Below are 18,890 nucleotides of genomic sequence, written 5' to 3'. Positions count from 1 at the left end.
ACACTCGACCGCGGCCGGAAGCACCGCGCACTCCGGACAACTCTACCTATATTTGCGTAGGCTTACCTAAATTTTCTGCCCAGGAATTCGGTGGCCGGCGACGCCGCCCGGCCCGGAACGCCCTGGCGCGCTTCAGGTTTGCGCGAGTACTTCGGCATCGCTCATCCCGGCGACCTCCAGGTACACCCGCGCGACCTGCCCGAGCCGCCCGGGTTGCGGATCTGCCGCGGTCAGCCGCTCGGCCAGCGCCGCCGCCGTGCGCGCGGCGAAGATATCGGCGACCAGGGCGTAATCGGCGTCGAGCCACTCCCGGATCCGGGCGATGGCGGTGGTGGCCAGCACCGAATCCCCGCCCAGCCGGAAGAAATCGTCGTGCACACCGAGTTCGGTGCGACCCAGCACCCCCGCGAAGATATCGAGCAGCGCGCTTTCCACCTCGTTACGCGGCGCGGCGGCGGCCTCGCCCGCGGCCCCCGATTCCAGCAGGGTCAGCACCGCCCGGCGGTCCAGTTTGCCGTTATCGGTCAACGGCATGGCGTCCAGCAACTCGATCCGGGACGGAATCATGTAGCCGGGCAGCCGATCCGCGACCGCCGCCACGATAGCGGCCGCGTCGCCGTGCGCACCGGCCACCGCGGCCACCAGCTTGGGCGCGGTCGAATCCAGCACGGCCGCCACCGCGTGCCGCACCCCCGGGACGGTCCGCAACGCGGTCTCGACCTCGCCGAGTTCCACCCGGTAGCCGCGGATCTGCACCTGGTGATCGGCACGCCCGAGGAATTCGATGGTGCCGTCGGGCCAGTACCGTGCCATATCACCGGTTCGGTACCAGCGCAGTCCATCGTGTTCGACGAAGCGCTCGGCGGTCCGCTCGGGGTCGTTGCGATAGCCGATGGCCACATTCGCTCCGCCCACCCAGAATTCACCGGGCACCCAGTCCGGGCAGTCCCGGCCGGCCGCCGAGACCACCCGGCAGCGCACATTGCGCAACGGCACCCCGAACGGCACCGTGGACCAGTGCTCCGGCGGCTCGGCGACCTCGCAGATGGTGTTGTGGATGGCGGTTTCGGTGGCGCCGCCCAGGCCGGCGAACCGACAGCCGGGCACCTGCCGCGCCAGCCGGCGAGCCAGATCGGCGCCCACCCAGTCCCCGCCGAGCGTGACCGCGCGCAAGGAATCGCCGAGTCCGGCCCCACCGATCTCGAGGATCATATCGAGCATGGCGGGTACGCAGTTCAGAATCGAGACCCGGTGCCGGACCAGCAGCTCCACCCAGGAGGTCGCCTCGGCGCGCTGCCGGGCATCCACCGCCACGATCGAGCCGCCCGCGGCGAACATACCGAAGATGTCGTAGACCGAGGCGTCGAATTCCAGGGCCGACAGGGCCAGGACGCGGTCGGCGCGGCCCACCTCGAACCAGTCGTTCACCGCGTCGATGGTGTTCATCGCGGCGGCGTGCGAAACCTCCACGCCCTTGGGCACACCGGTCGAGCCCGAGGTGAAGATGATGTAGGCGAGGGCGGCCGGGTCCATTGTGACCGGCGCCGGCAACGGCTGCGTGTACTGCGTGGCCGCGGCCAGCGGCAGCGCGCGGATCGCCTCGTCACCCATATCGGCGCCGTCCACCGTCAGCGCCACCGTGATATCGCCGGTGCGCAGGATCTCGGCGCGACGACCGGCCGGCTGGTCGAAACCGATCGGAACATAGGCACCGCCGGCGGCCAGCACGCCCAGTACCGCGACGATCTGATCGGCTCCCTTGGGCAGTTGTACCGCCACCGTGGTCCCGGCGGTCACTCCCGCGTCGCGCAGCGCACCGGCCACCGCCAGCGCCCGCCCGGCCAGTTCGCCGTAGGTCAGGCCGCCGTCGACCCCGTCACGTGTCCACACCACCGCCGGCAGTCCGGGTTCCGTCGCGGCGAGATCGAAGAAGCCCTGGTGCAGGGCACGACCACTCACCGGCCCGGCGGTGGCGTTGACCTTCGCCCGTACTTGGGCCTGCGCCACCGGCAGCCGCACCGGCGCCTCGGCCTCCCAGCCGGCGGAACCGTCACACAGCCGCGCCACCGCCTCGGTGTACCGGGCGAACATCGTCTCGACCATGCCGGCCGGGAACGCCGATTCGCGCACGTCCCAGTTGAGCAGCAGGCCGCCGTTCACCTCGGTGACCTGTGCGTCCAAGGTCACCTGCGGACCCTGCGAAATGATCCACACCGGCGCGCCGAACGTCTCGGTGACGGTATCGGCGAAGAGTTCGCCCAGATTCAGCGCGCTGGTGTAGACAACGGGCGCCAGCACCGGCTCCCCGCGATATCGCCCCAGATCGCGCAGCACCTCCAATCCCGAATACGCGGTGTGCGTCCCGCTTTCGTGCATCGAACGCTGTAACGCCCGGGCCCGTTCGGTGACGGTCACGTTCTCGGTGACATCCACCTCGAGCATGATCGAGGAGCTGAAGTCGCCCACCACGCGGTCCACTCCGGGATGGACCGGCTCCCGGTAAAACAGCGGGACATTGAGCAGGAATCGGCTCTGCGCCGACCAGCCGCCGATGGTTTCGGCGAATACCGCAGCCAGCGCCATGGCCGGGGTGATACCGCGCTCGTGGGCGGCCGCGAGCAGGCGCTGCCGGTCCTCGGGCGCGAGCCAATGGTTGTAGCGGACCGTGCGGCGTCCGCCCGCGGATCGACCGGCCGGCGCGGCCGGGAGTTCCGGGGCGCCCGGCAGCGTGGCGAGCCGGTCCTGCCACCACTGCCGGTCGCGCTCCCGGGCCGCCGTATCGATGACCCGCTCGGTGCGGTATCGCCGGTAACTGTAGGTCTGCGCGGGAACTCCACGCCCGTGGTAGAGCTCGGCCAGATCGGCGATCAGGATGCGATAACTCATCGCGTCGCCGGCGATCATATCGACGTCCAGATGCAGCCGGGTACGGCCGCCGGGGCGCCGACTGAGCACCACGTCCAGCATCTGCCCGGCGTCGATCGCCAGCCGCTGATGGGTCATCCGGTCGCGCACCCGTGCCAGCTCGGCCTCGGCCGCCTCGGCGGTCTCCGCCCGCAGGTCCACGACCGCGAACACCGGCCGGCCGGGCTCGGGCAGCGTCTGCTGGGTGCCGTCGGGCAGCACTCTGGTACGCAACATCGGATGGGCGGCAACCAGTTCCGATACCGCGCGTTCGAGTCGTCGCGGGTCGACCGCGTCGCCGTCGAACTCGACGTACAGATGGGCGGCGACACCACCGAGTTCCTGCTCATCGGATCGGCCGATCCAGTACGCGTGCTGCATGGGCCCCAGCGGGAACGGTTCGGATTCCGCGGAGAACTCGGGTGATTCGCCCGTCGCAGCCGGCTCCGGGGCCGGCTCGGCCATGCCGGCCCGTGGGTCCGCGCCGGCCTTTTCCGGCTGCCCCGCGGCGGTGAGCAGGCGGTACCAATCCGCGACGGTCGGCGCCGCGACCAGTTGGGCGAAGTTGACCGCGTGGCCCCGTTTACGCCATCGGCCCGCGAGCTTCATGGTGCGAATGGAATCCAGGCCGAGCTGGATGAGATCCGCCTCGGCCGTGACATCGTCCAGGGTGACACCCAATTGTTCGGCGACCGCGGCCCGGACCTCGTCGATATCCACCGCCGAGACTTGCTGCCCTGACTCCATCACCGCTGCCACTCCTTCGTCCTGCGCGGAAATGCCGCGCAAGCAGCGTAACCCATTTACATAGGGTTGCCTAACCTTACGTAAATGGATTCGGCGAAGTTTTTCGCACCACGAACCGGTCCGACGACCCGCTCACCGCGGTCGAGGGCCGAGGGTCGACGGTCGGCACGGCGCAAGAGAGCCGACAGCAGCTCTGTCACCGCGGTCGCCGACAACCACCGGAATTTCCGGTCCGGCGGATACCACGGTCATCGGCACCCATCCGACAACGGTCGCGCGGAAGCGGCGGTGACGCCGGCCGAGTGCGGGAGCCGACCGAAACCGGCGGCCGGTGACCTCACTCGGGAGCGTCGGTGAGATACCCTCCGCGCCGGAAGAATTCGGCACCGCTGTGTTCGGCCCCGTCGGCATCGCGGACGAGGGTGATCAGCAATCCGTGGTTGTCGCCGCGGTAGGCGTCCGGCCCGCATACGACGACACCCCCGCCCTCCTGCACGATGACCCGGCCCGGCGTACCGCCGTAGCGCGCGGACGACACGGCCGATTCCAGCACCTCGATCCGCTGACCGCGGTAATAGGTGAACGCGCGGGGATAGGGCGCGGACAGCGCCCGGACGAACCGCTCCAGATCGGCGGCGTGCGCCCGCCAGTCGATCCGGCTGTCCCGGTCCGAACGCTTGTGGAAGTAGGTGCGCGCCGCCTTGTCCTGCGGCCGCCATTGCGCGGTACCGGATTCGAGCGCGGCCAGCGCCTCGTGCACGGCCCCGGGAATGAGTTCCATACCCGCGAGCACCAATTCGGTGCCGGTGGCGGTGGGTCCGATGGGCAGCGAATGCTGCACGAGGATATCGCCGGTGTCGAGCTGCTCGTCCATCCGGTGCACCGTCAACCCGAACTCGGTGGCACCGCTGATCAGCGCCCACAGCACCGGCGAGAAGCCGGTGAATTTCGGCAGCAGGGAGTCGTGCAGATTGAGAGTGCCGTGGGTGGGCATGTTGTACAGCTCCGGCGGCATCCAGGTGTACCAGCTGTTCACCACGATGACATCCGGTTCGGCCCGCTTGGCCAGGTCTATGGTCGCGGCATCGGCGCGCTCGGTCAGATGGACCGGGATCCCGTGCTCGCGGGCCAGCTCCTCCACCGAATCCGACCAGATCCCCTTGTAGGAATCCGCACTGGCGGGATGGGTGACGGCGAGTACCACCTCGTGTTCGGAGTCGATCAACGCCTGCAGAGTCCTACGCCCCCAGGTCTGGAACCCGAACGAGACGATACGCATGAAGAAACCCCATCTGTGGATATCTGGTCGGAACACCTCCGGCAGGCCGGAGAAGTTTCGATCGATCGGCGAACACGGTGACTCCGGCGACCACCGGATGAGATCACCCGGTCCTCACGATTCGATGATCAGCCGGCCTTCCGCGGTCCAGCGGCCACGCTGCGCGGTCCGGAACAGCCGGGCGCCGGGTTCGTACGGGTCCGCCGTGAACCGGTCCCGGTCGCCGCCGTCGGCCAGCTCCGCCGCGAGCGCCCGGCCACCGACGTACACATCGCCGACCACTCCGGGGGGCACCAGCCGGCCTTCCTCGAGCACGAGCACCTTCGCACCGGGTACGGGCCGGGTCCATCCGGTGGGCGCGAGCGGACCGCGGGCGACCGCGCCGAGGTACGCGCGCGAATGGAAGGCCACGGTCGCCACCGCATCGGGCGACAGGCAGCGCACGGCTTCGATCAGCGCGGAGCCACCGTAGGTACCGACCAGGTCCCAGCGGGCCACGGTCGGCAGCAGCTCGACCCCCTCGGCCATCAGCAGAACCGGCAGTTCGGCGTCCGCGACCACCTGGGTCACGCCGTAGGACTCGATCAGACCGGCCAGCAGCGCCGGATCCCGGCGCTGGGTCTCGGTCGGGATCACCACGGAGGCGCCGGCGGACCAGGCCGCCAGCAGGTCGGCGGCATTCTGCGGATCACTCCACGGCAGGGCCAGGAGGCGGACATCCGCGGGCCGGGAAGCGGGGTCGACGCGGCGCAGGCGACGATCTGCGGCGACACCGCGCCGGTCGGCGACGGCCACCGCGAGGGCGTCGGCGCCCAGCAGCAACCCGTGCCCACCGAACCGTCCGACACCGACCCGCGAGGCGGTGAGGAATTCGGCGAGCAGGGCGGCGACGCCGGTCGCGGTGGGGACGGCGGACGAGCGGTGCACACCCCGGAAGCGGTCGGTGCCGCCGAACAGGTCCCCGTAGGTCAGCACACCGTCCGCGCAGCGCGCGGCCACCCGGCTCTCCGGGACCATGCGGCCGTGCCGGATCACGGTGACCAGCGCACAGACATCACCGGGTTCGACGCCCGTCGCCCATTCGCCCAGTATCCGTTCGCGCTCGACAGCCGTCGGGCTGGGCACGACCAGTGGCGCGATACCCCTGATATCGTCGACGACGGTCATCGGTCACCTCCTGCTACGGACAGTGGAGCCGGAGCCGATACACATGGATCGGTCACCGGTTCTCCTCTACTGCTCGGACGGCCGCGGGGACCGAACCAGCGTCAAGCTTAGGCTTACCTTACATTGCAAGAGGGCGATTCTCCAGATCGCGCCCGGGCACTCCGGTAAGAATTGCTTAGGCTAAGCTAACACACTTCCGCGGTGGGCCGCGCGCGTTCTCCACCCGCCGGGTGGCGACACGCCCGCTACCGCCGATTCCGCTATCCCACAGGCTGTTCCAGCCGCCAGCCACCGGCCCGCGACCGTTCGTTCCAGAAATCGGCGTAGCGGCCACCCAGCGCCAGCAGTTCGGTATGGGTGCCGCGTTCGACGATGCGACCCGCATCCAGGAAGAGGATCTGATCGGCGTGCGCGATGGTGCCCAGTCGATGCGCCACCACGATCACCGTCTTACCGCGGGTGAGCTCGTGGATACCCCGCACCACCGACGCCTCGCTGTGCGGGTCCAGTGCGCTGGTCGCCTCGTCCAGCAGCACGATCGGCGCGTCCTTGAGCAACGCCCGTGCGATCGAAACCCGTTGCCGCTCACCTCCGGACAGCAGCGAACCGCCCTCGCCGACCGGCGATTCGTAGCCGTCGGGCAGGCGGTCGGTGATCTCGTCCACCCGGGCGGCGACCGCGGCCCGGCGTACTTCCTCGTCGGTGGCGTCCAACCGGCCGATCCGAATGTTCTCGGCCACCGACCGGTTGAACAGGTAGACGTTCTGGAACACCAGCGACAGCCGGCTCAGCAGCGTCTCCGACGGCTGCTCACGGACGTCGTGCCCGGCGACCACGACGCGTCCGGACTCCACGTCGTAGAACCGCGCGGCCAGCCGGAGCAGCGTCGTCTTACCGGCACCGCTCGGGCCGACCACGGCCGTGGTGGTCCCGGGCGGCACGCTGAAGGTCAGGCCGGAGAGCACCGGTTCACCCGGGCGATAGGAGAAACCGACATCGTGGAACTCGACTCCGGGTGCACCGGGTACGACCGGTTCCCGCGATTCCGGCAGCGTCGGCTCGCTCAGCAGTTCGGTCACCCGGTCGACCGCGGCGCCGGCGCCGCGCAGGCCGTTGCCCAGTTGCGCGGCCAGATTCAGCGGCTCGATGAACCGCGCGCTCACCGCGATCAGCGCGATCGCCGCCGGAACCGAGATCGAACCACCGGTCACCCGGTTCACCACGATATAGGCGAGCACCAGGAACACCGCCTGGATGCACAGTGAGAACACGATGAGCCCGGGCACCGACGCGAAGACCAGCTTCGCCGACGCCGACTTCTGTTCGGCCAGCGCGGCGTCCAACGCCCGGTTTCCGGCGCCGACCGCGCCCAGCGACCGCAGCACCGGCTGGGCCTGCGCGAACTCCACCACGCGCGCATCGGCCTCGGCCGCCGCCGCATGGGCCCGCGCGTCCGAAGCGGCGTAGGACCGCGCCGCCAGCGCGTTGACGACGAAGAGCACCGGTGCGGACAGCAGCATCGCCAGCGAGATCCGCCAGTCCACGAACAACATCCCCACCGCCACGGCGATCGGCACCACGATGCTGTTGAGCACCTTCGCCATCAGATAGGCCAGCGCCTGCTGGATCTCGCGCACGTTCTCCACCGTCAGCCGCGACAGCGGCCCGGCACCGTGGGTCTCGAACCAGCCCAGTGGAAGGGCATTGAGATGATCGCCGATCCGGGTCTGCAGGCCCCGCTGCATACCCACCGCGATACGCAGACCGAAGACCGTCTGGAGGTAACCGAACACGGCCACCGCGCCGACCGCGACCAGCATCAGCAGCGCCCAGAACCAGGCCCGCGGCAAGTCGTCGCCGAACAGGGCCTCGAGCACCGGGACCAGCAGCAGATACGCCAGCGCCTGGCACAGCGCCTGACCGATGATCGCGGCGAACAGTTTGGGGGTGAGCGGAGCGAATTCGCCGGGGACCAGCGCGAGCAGTTTCTTGATCATCGGATGTTCCCGCTCTCCGCCGCCTCGACCGCGCCGAGCGCGGCCTCGTTGATCTCCCACAACCGCTGGTAGGTTCCGCCCGCGGTGTGCAGGCGGGCATGGTCGCCCTGTTCGACCAGAGACCCGTTCTCCAGCACCACGATCCGGTCCACGCCGGTGATGGTGTGCAGCCGGTGCGCGATCACCAGCACGGTGCGACCCGCCACGAGCCGGGCCAACGCGTCCTGGACCGCGGCTTCGGACTCGGGGTCGGCGAAGGCGGTGGCCTCGTCGAGCACCAGCACCGGCGTATCGGCCAGCAGCGCCCGGGCGATCGACAGGCGTTGCGCCTCGCCGCCGGACAGACTGGCATCCACGCCGATCTCGGAGTCGTATCCCCGGGGCAGCGCCGTGATGCGATCGTGGATCTGCGCCGCCCGAGCGGCCGCCTCCAGCGTCGCGACATCGGCGTCGGGGCGGGCCAGCAGCAGATTGTCCCGGACCGAACCGCGGATCAGCCGGACATCCTGGAAGACGAATCCGACTGTGCGATACAGCTCCGCCGCGGGGATATCGCGGATATCGCGGCCCCCGATGGTGATCCGGCCGGCGTCGACGTCGTAGAAGCGGGGCAGCAGTTTGGCCAGCGTGGATTTACCCGAGCCACTCGGCCCCACCAGGGCGGTGAGCGTACCGGGACGCAGTTCCAGATCGATATCGCGCAGCACCTGGTGGTCCTCGCGGTATCCGAACGCCACACCTTCGAACCGGACCACACCCGGTTCGGTCGGCGCGGTGGCGACCGTGGCCGCATCCAGCGCGCCGGTGGCCAGTTCCGGAGTCTGCTGCAACTCGTACAACCGCACCGCGGCCGCCCCGGCCTCCCGCAGGGCCTGCCCGCCATAGCCCAGCCCCAGCAGCGAACTCCCCAGCCCGAGCCCGACCAGCAGGAAGGGCAGCAGGTCCAGGGGCTGCGCCCGGTCCAGGCCCACCGCCGCCAGCCCGGCGAGCACGATCACCGACATGACGAAGACCGGCGCGACGGTGATATCGGAGACGGCCTGCAGCCGGATCATCGGTGTCTTCCAGCGCGTGAACGCGGCCGTCTGCCCGTCCACCGCCGCCTGGAACTCGTGATGCGCCTTGCCCGCCTGGCCGAAGGCCCGCACCACCTGGATGCCGTCCACGAATTCGATGGCCGCGGTCTGGACCCGCCGCTCCCAGCGGCTGTACACCGCGAGGCGATCACGGCTGGTCCGATCCATCATCCGGCTCAGCGATATCGCATACGCCAGCAACGGGACCAGCAGCACCAGGGTGAGCCGCCAGTCCACAGTGAACAGGTAGAGCAGGGTGACCAGCGGGACCACGAGGCCGCCGACGAAATCGAGCCGGGCATGGGCGACGAGATAGTGCAGTGCCTCGACATCGTCCTGCAGGTACTTCTTGATATCGCCGGAGGTGCGTTCGGAGAACCAGCCCAGCGGAACCCGGGTGAGTTTGTCCGCGAGCGAGCGCCGGACCGCCAACTGGAAACCGCCGTCCACGTGGTGCGACCAGGTCAGCGCGACCGCCTGGAGCAGCCCGCGCACCACCAGCACGAGCACGGCGGCCCACAGCAGCGCCCACACCCGGTCGGTATCGATCCGGTCGGCCAGCAGTTCCCGGCAGGCTTCGACGATAAGCACGAACGGCACGACAGCGGCGACCGACGCCACCGCGACGATTACGCTCGCCACCGTGAGCGCCCCGTTCACCGGGGCCAGGATCTGCTTGCGCGCCAGTGCTTCTCGCCGCTTCTGCGCCTTCTGCTGGGCGCGCGGGGCCCGGTTGCCCGTCTCCGCCGCCGACAGCGGCGCAGCCTCCACCGTCATATCCTCGCCTTCCGGCCGTTGTGCTGAATGCGCCTCATCTTCACACAGCCGGCGACAAAAAGGTAGGTTAGGCTAACTTTCCCGATCCGCCCCCGGCGCCCCTCGGGAACCGGCCCGGGAAACCCGGACCCGGGCACAAAGTTAGGTTAAGCTAACCTCCATGGGTAGAGGCAGTAATGGCGTAATCATGAAGGTGTGGCGGGCCGACGACTACCGGCTGACAGTCACCTCCACGGAGCGGATCACCGACAAGTACATCCGCATCGGCTTCACCGCCGGGGGTCTGCTCGCCGACCACCCGGTGCACCCCACTCAGTTCATCCGGCTCTGGATCCCCGACGCCGAAACCGACAAACTGCACCATCGCGGTTACACGCTCATCGACCAGGACCCCGACAACGACCACTTCCACATCGAGTTCGCCGTGCACAGCGGACCGGCCAGCCAGTGGGCCGAACGCGCCCGGGTCGGCGATGTCATCGAAACCTCGGTGCTGGGCTCCAAGTTCGAACTGCCCGCGACCACCCCCGGCGAGTACGTGATCTTCGGCGATACCGCTTCCCTGCCGGCGATCAACACCCTGCTCGAATCGATCGGCGATGTCCCGGCCCGGGTCTGGCTGGAATGGCAGTACGAGTCGGATACCGGCCTACCGGTCCGCAACAAACCGCATCACGAGATCACCTGGATCCAGCGCATCGACGACGGCCGCACCATGCGCGAACAGGCCGAACAGCTGACCGTCGCCGCCGACGCCTTCGCCTGGGTCGCCTGCGACACCGCCAGCACCCGCGCCATCGTGAAGAGCCTGCGGACCACTCACGCGCTACCGAAATCGCAGATCAAAGCCCAGGGCTACTGGAAGTAACCGCCGTCACCGCCGCGGGCCGTCCGGCCGGCGCCCCGCGCCGCGCGGACTATGCTGCGACCGGTGAGAAGAAGGCAGCAGCCGCCGCTGCCGAAGCGGTTCGGGCTGGACCCGGCCCGGTTGCGGCTGCCCGAGGAGGGCGACTGGGCGACCGTGCGCGACCATCTGGTCCACCGGCTGCCCCGCGTCGCCCCCGCGCGAATCGACGAGATGCTGCACGCCGGTGAGATCGTCGATCTGACGGGCCCGCTCGCGCCCGACGCGCCCTATGTGCCCGGGGGCGCGGTCTGGTTCCACCGCGATCTGCCCGAGGAGAAACCGGTCCCCTTCGACCTGCCGATCGTCTACCGCGACGACACCATCCTGGTCGCCGACAAACCGCATTTCCTGGCCACCATCCCGCGCGGCAGCCATATCCTGCAGACCGCCCTGGTGCGGCTGCGCCGGGAACTCGACCTGCCCGACCTGATCCCCGCGCATCGTCTCGACCGCGCCACCGCCGGTCTCGTGCTGTTCGTCGTGGACCCGACCCGTCGCGGCGCCTACCAGACGCTGTTCCAGCGCCAGCGGGTCCGCAAGGAGTACGAGGCCGTGGCCGGGTACCGCGAGGGGTTGCTCTTCCCGCTGTCCCTGGAAAGCCGCATCATCAAGGAGAAGCACGTCCTGGCCGCCCAGGAGGTGTCCGGGCCACCCAACGCGCGCACCCGGGTGGAGCTCATCGAGCGGCGCGGCGATATCGCCCGTTACCGGCTGCACCCCGCGACCGGGCGCACCCATCAGCTGCGATTGCACATGAACTCGCTGGGTATACCCATTCTCGGCGACGATTTCTATCCGGTGATCACCGATAAACCGGTCGACGACTTCACCCGCCCGCTCCAGCTGCTGGCCGCCACCCTCGAATTCACAGACCCGGTGACCGGCGAACACAGACGTTTCGACAGCGGCCGGCACCTGCAGGCCTGGGCCGATCCGCAGGGCTGGGCCGATCCGCAGGGCTGGGCCGATCCGCAGGGCTGGGCCGCGGAGGCGGAAGCCGCCCCGGGTTCCTGAACACCGGGCGCCGATCGCTCCGACCGGCATCGGCCGGACGGGAGTCACCCGATCCTGTACCGCCGTGTTCGAGCCCGCACCGCGTGCTCCCGGCCCGTCCGTACACTGGGCCGAATGCTCCACCCGGTTACCCAGGAAACAGCTGCTCCGCGCCCCAGAGTCCACGCCTATGCCGATGTGGCGGTCGTCGTGGTGGTGCTCACCTGCACCAATCTGGTCGCCCATTTCACCACCGCGTGGGCCAACATCGTGAGCGTGCCGATCGCCGCCCTGGTGCTGCTGGGGCTCATGCGCCGGCGCGGTCTGCTCTGGTCGGAGCTGGGCCTGTCGCCCCGGCACTGGCGGACGGGGACCAAGTACGCGCTCGGCGCGGTCGGGGTGGTGCTGGCGGCGGTGGCCATCGGGGCCGCGCTCCCGGCGACCCGTCCATTCTTCCTGGCCGATCGCTACGCCACCATCTCCGGCGCGCTCATCGCCTCGATGATCGTGATCCCGTTGCAGACCGTGATCCCCGAGGAACTCGCCTTCCGCGGCGTCCTGCACGGGACACTCGATCGAGCGTGGGGCGCCCGCGGCGTGTTCGCGGCCGGATCACTGCTGTTCGGCCTCTGGCATATCGCCTCGTCCCTCGGCCTCACCGCCGGTAACCGCGGCCTTTCCGGACTGATCGGCGGCGGGCCGCTCGGTCAGCTCGCCGGGGTCCTGATCGCTGTCGCCGCGACCGCCGCCGCGGCCGTCGTGTTCACCTGGCTGCGGCACCGCAGCGGCAGCCTGCTGGCACCCATCGCCCTGCACTGGGCGGTCAACGGCGCCGGCGCACTGACCGCCGCACTCCTCTGGCATACGACTCTGGCGTGAGCTTGCCGTGCCGCGGGATCAGCAGTGTTCGCAGACCCCGGTGGCCGGAAGCTGGATGAAACAGCTGGAACACACCACGGTGCGGGCCCCGGTTTCCGGTTTGTGCGCGGCCGCGGCGGCCCGGGTGGTGGCGACCGTCCGCCGGGCACTACCACCGCGCGGAATCAGAGGCGGGGTACCACCGTCGGCGGGCACATCGGCACCGTGGGCCGCGTAGCAGGCCCAGCGCGCGTACGCGGCATGGGTTTCGATATCGGCCGGCACCGGTAGCGCCGCCAGCTCCAGCACATACTTGTAGCTGTCGCTGACCTTCAGATTGCGTTTCACGCACAGGGCCGTGAGCGGCGGCTCGCCCGCGTTGTGGCAGCGCCGGGCGACCTTGCGCAGGATCGCGTCCATCCAGGTGCGAGTCGGGGCATCGGTATGCACTCCCGACATCTCCTGCACCCGCTCGGCGAGTTCCTGCACGGTGACGAAGTATCCGTACTCCGTCGCGGTCTCGGCCAGCACCTCGTGCGCGGCCATTGCCCAGGCCACCGCGGCATCGCGGAAGGTAACCGCTGTACCGTCGTCGATCCGCCAGGCCCCCGAAATCGTTGTCGCAGCGTCCCTCATAGCTCGTACACCGTAGCGCCGAGGTCCCGGGGTACGTCAACCGCCCTCCCCTATATCACATTTCGGGTGTCGGAACCCACACGGTGAACAGCGGTCAACTCGGTGGTCGGGATCCCGCCGAGGCGACCACGCCCCGCTCCAGATACAGGCTCACTCCGCACGCCCGGGCGGCGAGCGCGCACCGCAGCCGACGGCTCAGCCGCGCCACGACATACTCGTCCAGCCGGTCCGTTCGCACCCATCCCCAACGGTCGAGCTCCGCGGCCTGCAGGACAATGCCCCGATCGTCGATCCCGCCGCCGTCGAACACATAGAGAACCTTGTCCCCTTCGCCCGGATTCGGCGCCCAATCGTGCACCAGTAACCGCCCGGGTGATCGGTCGATCCCGAGTTCCTCGGCCACCTCGCGCCGGCAGGCCTGCGCCGGAGACTCACCCGGTTCCACATAACCGCCCGGGATATCCCATCCGATGCCGTACGTCTTGTGCACCAGCAGCACCTCGTCGCCCCCGGCACGCACGAACAGCGCACCGGCCGCCAGCCGCGCCCGCGTATGCCTTCGGTCGGTCGTCGCCACTGTGCTATCGGACCACAGCGGCGGCTCCCCACCGCGCTCGCTCCCAGGAACGCTGACCGGCGAGCGTCACCACGGGATCGAGCATCGCGCGATCGAATTCGCGGGGCCGCGCCCCCGCCGCGATCACCTGCGGCCAGTCCGGGTTCGCGAGCGCACCACGGCCCAGCGCCACCAGGTCCGCGTGCCCTTCGCCGAGCACCGTCCGCGTGAGATCCGGAGCATGCATACCACCGTTGGCGATCACCGGTAGCCCGGTGACGGACCTGGCCAGGCGAGTGATGGTCTCGCCGGTATCCAGGACCGCGGTGTCGTACCAGTCCCGCCCCTCGCTCGCGAGATGCAGATAGTCGATTCCCGCCGTGCCGACCGCGCGGAAGATCGTTTCGGCTTCCGCGGCCCCGGCCCACCGGTAGCCGAAATCGTTGACCTTGGTCTGGGAGAGCCGCAACCCCACCGGGAATTCCGGCCCCACCGCCGCCCGCACCGCCCGCACCACCTCCACCGCGAACCGAACCCGGCCCGCCGGATCCCCGCCGTACTCGTCGTCGCGCTGATTCGTGTAGCCGGTGAGGAACTGGTCGACGAGGTACCCGTTCGCCCCGTGGATCTCCACCGCGTCGAAACCGGCCACCCGGGCCCGCTCTGCCGCCGCGCCGAACCCGCCCACGATCCGGCGGATATCCGCGCGGGTCGCCGCCTCGGGTACCGCGAACGGACCTTCCCCGCCGTACGCCGACATCTTGACCCCCAACGGCTGCACCGCCGACGGCGCGATACTCCGGTCACTGTGACGATTGCCCTGCACGAGCGCACCGGCATGCATCAACTGCAGAGCGATCACCCCACCCGCCGCGTGCACCGCGTCGGTGACCACCCGCCACGCTTCGATCTGCCGCTCGGTCACGATTCCGGGCTGGTCGGGATATGTCTGGCTGAACTCCGCATCGGTATAGGTCCCCTCCGTGGTGATCAGCCCGAACCCGCCGGCCGCGAACCGCGCGTAATACTCCGCCATGGCATCGGTGGGCACACCGTCCCCCGCGGTACTCACCCGCGACATGGGCGCCACGACCGCACGATTGCGCAACCGCAGCGCACCGAGCCGCACCTCGGACAAAACAGGATGAATAGTCACGGGAACTCCTCGCACCAGCCGGAAAATCGGGTCGGGAACAGATTCCGCGCAACCCGTCTTTCGTACAAGTACGGTCTTTTCTGTGCGGTAGGCACATTCCGTATACCCATGGAGGTCACGTGGACGAGGACGTACCGGATTACTGCACCGTCGAAGCCGCGATGGAAGTGGTCGGCGGTAAATGGAAGATGGCGATCGTCAACCATCTCTTCGACGGCACCCTGCGCTTCGGCGAACTCCGCCGCGCCATGCCCACCATCACCCAGCGCATGCTCACCCGCCAACTCCGCGAACTCGAAGCCGACGGATTGGTCCGCCGCACGGTCTACCCCGAAGTGCCACCGAAGGTGGAATACGACCTCACCGAACTCGGCGCGAGCCTGCGGCCGGTGGCGGAGTTGCTCGAATCCTGGGGCGAGCGTTATCGGCGCGGAGCAGCCGTATGACCACGGCACAAGATTGCGCCGACATGCCTCACCCCACCGAACGCCGGGCCCTGGTGCCCCGCGCGGAGGTACTCGCGGCCTTCGGCCGCCTGTCTTCCACGAACGCCACAATCGCTGAGCTCGACCGGTTCGCCGATGATTCGATCAGCGACCCGTATGACCACGCTCGGCAGCGCAGCGACTGCGGTGACGACACCGAGGATTGACCACCGGCACCACACACAGCAACGGGCGCCGACCCGATTTCTCCGGACCGACTCGAGGCAAACAGGCGATTCGCTCGCAATACCAGCTCCCGTCCGACACCATCGGCCGGACAGACTCGGTCTCGATCTCGCGTCCATCCAGCAGCGGTTCGGCGGCCTCTTCCTCCAAACTGAGCCGCACACGATTCAGCGGCACCGGAATCGGGGCGATCCAGGCCGGTGTCGTCAAGCAGTTCGTACCCTCGATTCGCAGCGGCTCCCAGTACAGGCGAGCAGCGACAGAAGTGAGAACCTGTCGGTTGCGGTTCAGTGTCTGCCGCACCAGCTTCCAGTCCTCGACCTCTCTGCGAGAAACCTCCCCCTCGGGCCGACCGAGCAGACCGAAGATCTCCGGTGAGAGTCCCATGGCCTCCGCGAACTGCCTCAGCTGGGTCACATCCCGGCACGATCGTGAACCATTGACATACTTGGACACCAGACTGCGCTCGACACCCAGGATTCGTGCCATTGCCTCATGCGTCGCGATACCCCGAGTTTCCATGTACGCCTTGATCACTTCCCCGAGCCGGGGATCACCAGCGGCAGTCGGCCTCACCAGAGAGTATCCCCGCTCCGCGGTTGCGCGCAGGGCAGACGCACATGGGCCACTCGGAACCGAGCAGGGATCGAATGGACGTCGACCAGGCGCGAGGTCCAAATCGATCCGGAGACGCCGTAAGGCCCCCTTCCCAACCGGGAAGCGGGCCTTACGGTTACGACCTTCTCAGCCGAAGAGCGACCTTACTTGGCCTTCTCCAGGACCTCGACCAGCCGCCACCGCTTGGTGGCCGACGTGGGCCGGGTCTCCATCAGCTGCACGCGGTCACCGACACCGGCGACCTCGTTCTCGTCGTGCGCCTTCACCTTGGAGGTGGTGCGGATGATCTTGCCGTAGAGAGCGTGCCGGTTACGGTCTTCCAGCTCCACGACGATCGTCTTGTTCATCTTGTCGGAGACAACGTAACCGACCCGAACCTTGCGGCGGCCGCGCTCCTGCTCTTTCTCGCTCATGCCGCATCTCCCTTGTCAGCGGGTCCGGTGGCCAAACCGAGCTCGCGCTCACGCATGACCGTGTAGATACGCGCGATCTCGTGACGCACCACACGCAGCCGGCGATTGTTGGTCAGCTGACCCGTCGCCATCTGGAAGCGCAGATTGAACAGCTCTTCCTTGGATTCGCGCAGGCGGGAGACGAGCTCCTCCTCGGTCAGCTCGCGGAGCTCTGCGGCAGGGGTACCGGTTGCCATCAGAACTGCTCCTCCCTCGTCACGATCCTGCACTTCATCGGGAGCTTGTGCATCGCGCGGCGCAGCGCCTCGCGAGCGATCTCCTCGTTGGGGTAACTCATCTCGAACATCACCCGGCCGGGCTTGACGTTCGCGACCCACCACTCCGGCGAACCCTTACCGGAACCCATTCGGGTTTCGGCCGGCTTCTTGGTGAGCGGGCGATCCGGATAGATATTGATCCAGATCTTGCCGCCACGCTTGATGTGGCGGGTCATCGCGATACGCGCCGACTCGATCTGCCGGTTGGTCACGTACGCCGGCTCCAGCGCCTGGATGCCGAAGTCACCGAACGACACCGAGGTGCCGCCCTTGGCGAGACCGCTGCGGCTCGGGTGATGCTGCTTGCGGAACTTGACCTTGCGGGGCATCAGCATTGGTCAGCCCTCCTGCTTTTCTGCCGGGGGCTCGGCCACCGCGGTAGCGGCGCGCCCGGCCTCGGTGCTGGTCGCGGTGGTGCCGGAGGAGCCGGAACGACGCGGGCGGTTCGGGCGCTCGCGGCGCGGGCGATCCCCGGCCGGCGCGCTCGGGGCGGGCAGCTCACGCTTGCCGCCGACGATATCGCCCTTGTAGATCCAGACCTTGACACCGATACGACCGAAGGTGGTCTTGGCCTCGTAGAGGCCGTAATCGATATCGGCACGCAGGGTGTGCAGCGGGACGCGGCCCTCGCGGTAGAACTCCGAGCGCGACATCTCGGCGCCACCGAGGCGGCCCGAGCACTGCACGCGGATGCCCTTGACGTTCGGCGAACGCATGGCCGACTGGATGGCCTTGCGCATCGCGCGACGGAACGCCACACGGTTGGACAGCTGCTCGGCCACACCCTGGGCGACCAGCTGCGCATCGGACTCGGGGTTCTTGACCTCGAGGATGTTCAGCTGGACCTGCTTACCGGTGAGCTTCTCCAGCTCGGCGCGGATACGGTCGGCCTCGGCGCCGCGGCGGCCGATGACGATGCCCGGACGCGCGGTGTGGATATCGACACGGACCCGGTCACGGGTGCGCTCGATCTCCACCTTGGAGATGCCGGCCCGTTCCATACCGGTGCTCAGCAGCTTGCGGATGGCGACGTCTTCCTTGACGTAGTCCGAGTACTGCTTGTCGGCGTACCAACGGGACTTCCAGTCGGTGGTGATTCCGAGGCGGAAGCCATGGGGATTGATTTTCTGTCCCATTTACTTTGCCGCTCCCTTCCGGCGGCCACGAGTGCCACCGGCGGTGGGGACGCTCTCGACCTCGATGGTGATGTGGCTGGTGCGCTTGCGGATCCGGAACGCGCGGCCCTGGGCGCGCGGCTGGAAACGCTTCATGGTCGCGCCCTCGTCGACATACGCCGTCGAGATGACCAGGGTGTCGGGGTTGAGGCCGAGGTTGTTCTCGGCGTTCGCCGCGGCACTGGCCACGACCTTGGCGACCGGCTCGCTGGCGGCCTGCGGGGCGAACCGGAGCAGGTCGAGCGCGTCGGAGACACGCTTGCCGCGAACGAGGTCCACGACCCGGCGGGCCTTCATCGGGGTCACGCGCACGTGCTTGGCGGTCGCGCGCGCAGTCGGATTCTGCGTTTCTGTGCTCATCGCCGCTTGCTCTTCCGATCTTCCTTGACGTGGCTGCGGAACGTCCTCGTCGGCGCGAACTCACCGAGCTTGTGCCCGACCATGTTCTCCGAGACGAACACCGGCACATGCTTGCGGCCGTCGTGGACGGCGAAGGTGTGGCCGATGAAATCGGGGGTGATGGTCGAACGACGCGACCAGGTCTTGATGACCTGCTTGGTGCCCTTGTCGTTCTGCACGTCCACCTTCGCCTGGAGGTGGTCGTCGACGAACGGGCCCTTCTTGAGGCTGCGTGGCATTTCTT

Annotated in this window: 20 protein-coding genes; 5 read left to right on the top strand and 15 right to left on the bottom strand. The window is 68.6% G+C overall.

The window, feature by feature from the left end; genetic code table 11:
- Positions 1-132: 132 nt before the first annotated feature.
- From ON38_RS03990 to ON38_RS03970, 5 genes are all read right to left on the bottom strand, one after another.
- Positions 133-3,651, bottom strand: a complete 3,519-nt coding sequence (locus ON38_RS03990) for a non-ribosomal peptide synthetase (RefSeq protein ID WP_039822446.1) — start codon at positions 3,649-3,651, stop codon at positions 133-135.
- A 337-nt stretch (positions 3,652-3,988) separates the two neighbouring features.
- On the bottom strand, positions 3,989-4,930 hold the full coding sequence (locus tag ON38_RS03985) for a methionyl-tRNA formyltransferase (protein WP_039822490.1): 942 nt from the start codon (positions 4,928-4,930) through the stop codon (positions 3,989-3,991).
- Between the two features lie 114 nt (positions 4,931-5,044).
- Positions 5,045-6,097 (bottom strand): acyl-CoA synthetase family protein, encoded by a 1,053-nt coding sequence (locus tag ON38_RS03980; protein WP_039822445.1) that lies wholly within the window; start codon positions 6,095-6,097, stop codon positions 5,045-5,047.
- 260 nt (positions 6,098-6,357) lie between these two features.
- Positions 6,358-8,094, bottom strand: coding sequence for an ABC transporter ATP-binding protein (locus tag ON38_RS03975; RefSeq protein ID WP_039822444.1), 1,737 nt, complete (start codon positions 8,092-8,094; stop codon positions 6,358-6,360).
- Entirely contained in the window at positions 8,091-9,947 is a 1,857-nt protein-coding gene (locus ON38_RS03970; protein WP_039822443.1) for an ABC transporter ATP-binding protein, read from the bottom strand. The genes ON38_RS03975 and ON38_RS03970 overlap by 4 nt, the downstream gene beginning before the upstream one ends.
- A gap of 160 nt (positions 9,948-10,107) precedes the next feature.
- On the opposite strand from ON38_RS03970, the gene ON38_RS03965 reads away from it, so the two are divergent.
- The 3 genes from ON38_RS03965 to ON38_RS03955 all read left to right on the top strand — a co-directional run bounded on the left by ON38_RS03965 (position 10,108) and on the right by ON38_RS03955 (position 12,726).
- Positions 10,108-10,815 carry a siderophore-interacting protein gene (locus ON38_RS03965; protein ID WP_039822442.1) on the top strand — a complete coding sequence of 236 codons (708 nt, stop codon included), beginning with the start codon at positions 10,108-10,110 and terminating at the stop codon, positions 10,813-10,815.
- A 51-nt stretch (positions 10,816-10,866) separates the two neighbouring features.
- Positions 10,867-11,868: an RluA family pseudouridine synthase gene (locus ON38_RS03960; protein ID WP_218000732.1), complete on the top strand. Its 1,002-nt coding sequence runs from the start codon at positions 10,867-10,869 to the stop codon at positions 11,866-11,868.
- Positions 11,869-11,982: 114 nt separating this feature from the next.
- Positions 11,983-12,726 (top strand): CPBP family intramembrane glutamic endopeptidase, encoded by a 744-nt coding sequence (locus tag ON38_RS03955; RefSeq protein WP_039822441.1) that lies wholly within the window; start codon positions 11,983-11,985, stop codon positions 12,724-12,726.
- Between the two features lie 18 nt (positions 12,727-12,744).
- Here ON38_RS03955 and ON38_RS03950 read toward each other — a convergent pair whose 3' ends face one another.
- The 3 genes from ON38_RS03950 to ON38_RS03940 form a co-directional block, all read right to left on the bottom strand.
- Positions 12,745-13,341, bottom strand: coding sequence for a hypothetical protein (locus tag ON38_RS03950; RefSeq protein ID WP_245563902.1), 597 nt, complete (start codon positions 13,339-13,341; stop codon positions 12,745-12,747).
- A 94-nt stretch (positions 13,342-13,435) separates the two neighbouring features.
- The gene (locus tag ON38_RS03945) at positions 13,436-13,918 is read right to left on the bottom strand and encodes an NUDIX domain-containing protein (protein ID WP_039822440.1); all 483 of its coding nucleotides are present in this window, start codon (positions 13,916-13,918) and stop codon (positions 13,436-13,438) included.
- A 4-nt stretch (positions 13,919-13,922) separates the two neighbouring features.
- Complete coding sequence (locus ON38_RS03940; protein ID WP_039822439.1) at positions 13,923-15,053, bottom strand: oxidoreductase; 1,131 nt, start codon at positions 15,051-15,053, stop codon at positions 13,923-13,925.
- A gap of 119 nt (positions 15,054-15,172) precedes the next feature.
- Between ON38_RS03940 and ON38_RS03935 the strand changes: the two genes are divergently transcribed.
- The gene (locus ON38_RS03935; RefSeq protein ID WP_039822438.1) at positions 15,173-15,499 is read left to right on the top strand and encodes a winged helix-turn-helix transcriptional regulator; all 327 of its coding nucleotides are present in this window, start codon (positions 15,173-15,175) and stop codon (positions 15,497-15,499) included.
- Positions 15,496-15,705, top strand: coding sequence for a hypothetical protein (locus ON38_RS36600; RefSeq protein ID WP_039822437.1), 210 nt, complete (start codon positions 15,496-15,498; stop codon positions 15,703-15,705). The genes ON38_RS03935 and ON38_RS36600 overlap by 4 nt, the downstream gene beginning before the upstream one ends.
- Here the strand turns inward: ON38_RS36600 and ON38_RS38150 are convergent.
- From ON38_RS38150 to rpsS, 7 genes are all read right to left on the bottom strand, one after another.
- Positions 15,644-16,261: a helix-turn-helix domain-containing protein gene (locus tag ON38_RS38150; RefSeq protein ID WP_373281189.1), complete on the bottom strand. Its 618-nt coding sequence runs from the start codon at positions 16,259-16,261 to the stop codon at positions 15,644-15,646. The two genes, ON38_RS36600 and ON38_RS38150, sit on opposite strands and share 62 nt — an antisense overlap.
- A 224-nt stretch (positions 16,262-16,485) precedes the next feature.
- Complete coding sequence (gene rpsQ, locus ON38_RS03925) at positions 16,486-16,755, bottom strand: 30S ribosomal protein S17 (RefSeq protein ID WP_039822436.1); 270 nt, start codon at positions 16,753-16,755, stop codon at positions 16,486-16,488.
- Positions 16,752-16,991: a 50S ribosomal protein L29 gene (gene rpmC / locus ON38_RS03920; RefSeq protein WP_039822435.1), complete on the bottom strand. Its 240-nt coding sequence runs from the start codon at positions 16,989-16,991 to the stop codon at positions 16,752-16,754. Before rpmC ends, rpsQ begins: the two co-directional genes overlap by 4 nt.
- Positions 16,991-17,407 (bottom strand): 50S ribosomal protein L16, encoded by a 417-nt coding sequence (gene rplP / locus ON38_RS03915; RefSeq protein ID WP_039822434.1) that lies wholly within the window; start codon positions 17,405-17,407, stop codon positions 16,991-16,993. The genes rpmC and rplP overlap by 1 nt, the downstream gene beginning before the upstream one ends.
- 3 nt (positions 17,408-17,410) lie before the next feature.
- The gene (rpsC, locus tag ON38_RS03910) at positions 17,411-18,208 is read right to left on the bottom strand and encodes a 30S ribosomal protein S3 (RefSeq protein WP_039822433.1); all 798 of its coding nucleotides are present in this window, start codon (positions 18,206-18,208) and stop codon (positions 17,411-17,413) included.
- A complete protein-coding gene (gene rplV / locus ON38_RS03905) occupies positions 18,209-18,607 on the bottom strand; it encodes a 50S ribosomal protein L22 (RefSeq protein ID WP_039822432.1) in 399 nt (132 codons plus the stop codon). It abuts the gene before it with no gap.
- Positions 18,604-18,885 carry a 30S ribosomal protein S19 gene (rpsS, locus tag ON38_RS03900; protein ID WP_030522695.1) on the bottom strand — a complete coding sequence of 94 codons (282 nt, stop codon included), beginning with the start codon at positions 18,883-18,885 and terminating at the stop codon, positions 18,604-18,606. Before rpsS ends, rplV begins: the two co-directional genes overlap by 4 nt.
- Positions 18,886-18,890: the final 5 nt, after the last annotated feature.

This window comes from Nocardia testacea NBRC 100365, from assembly GCF_000308775.1.
GTDB classification, from domain to species: domain Bacteria; phylum Actinomycetota; class Actinomycetes; order Mycobacteriales; family Mycobacteriaceae; genus Nocardia; species Nocardia testacea.
Note: the sequence above shows the minus strand (reverse complement) of the source record. Positions and strands in the feature narration are given on the sequence as shown.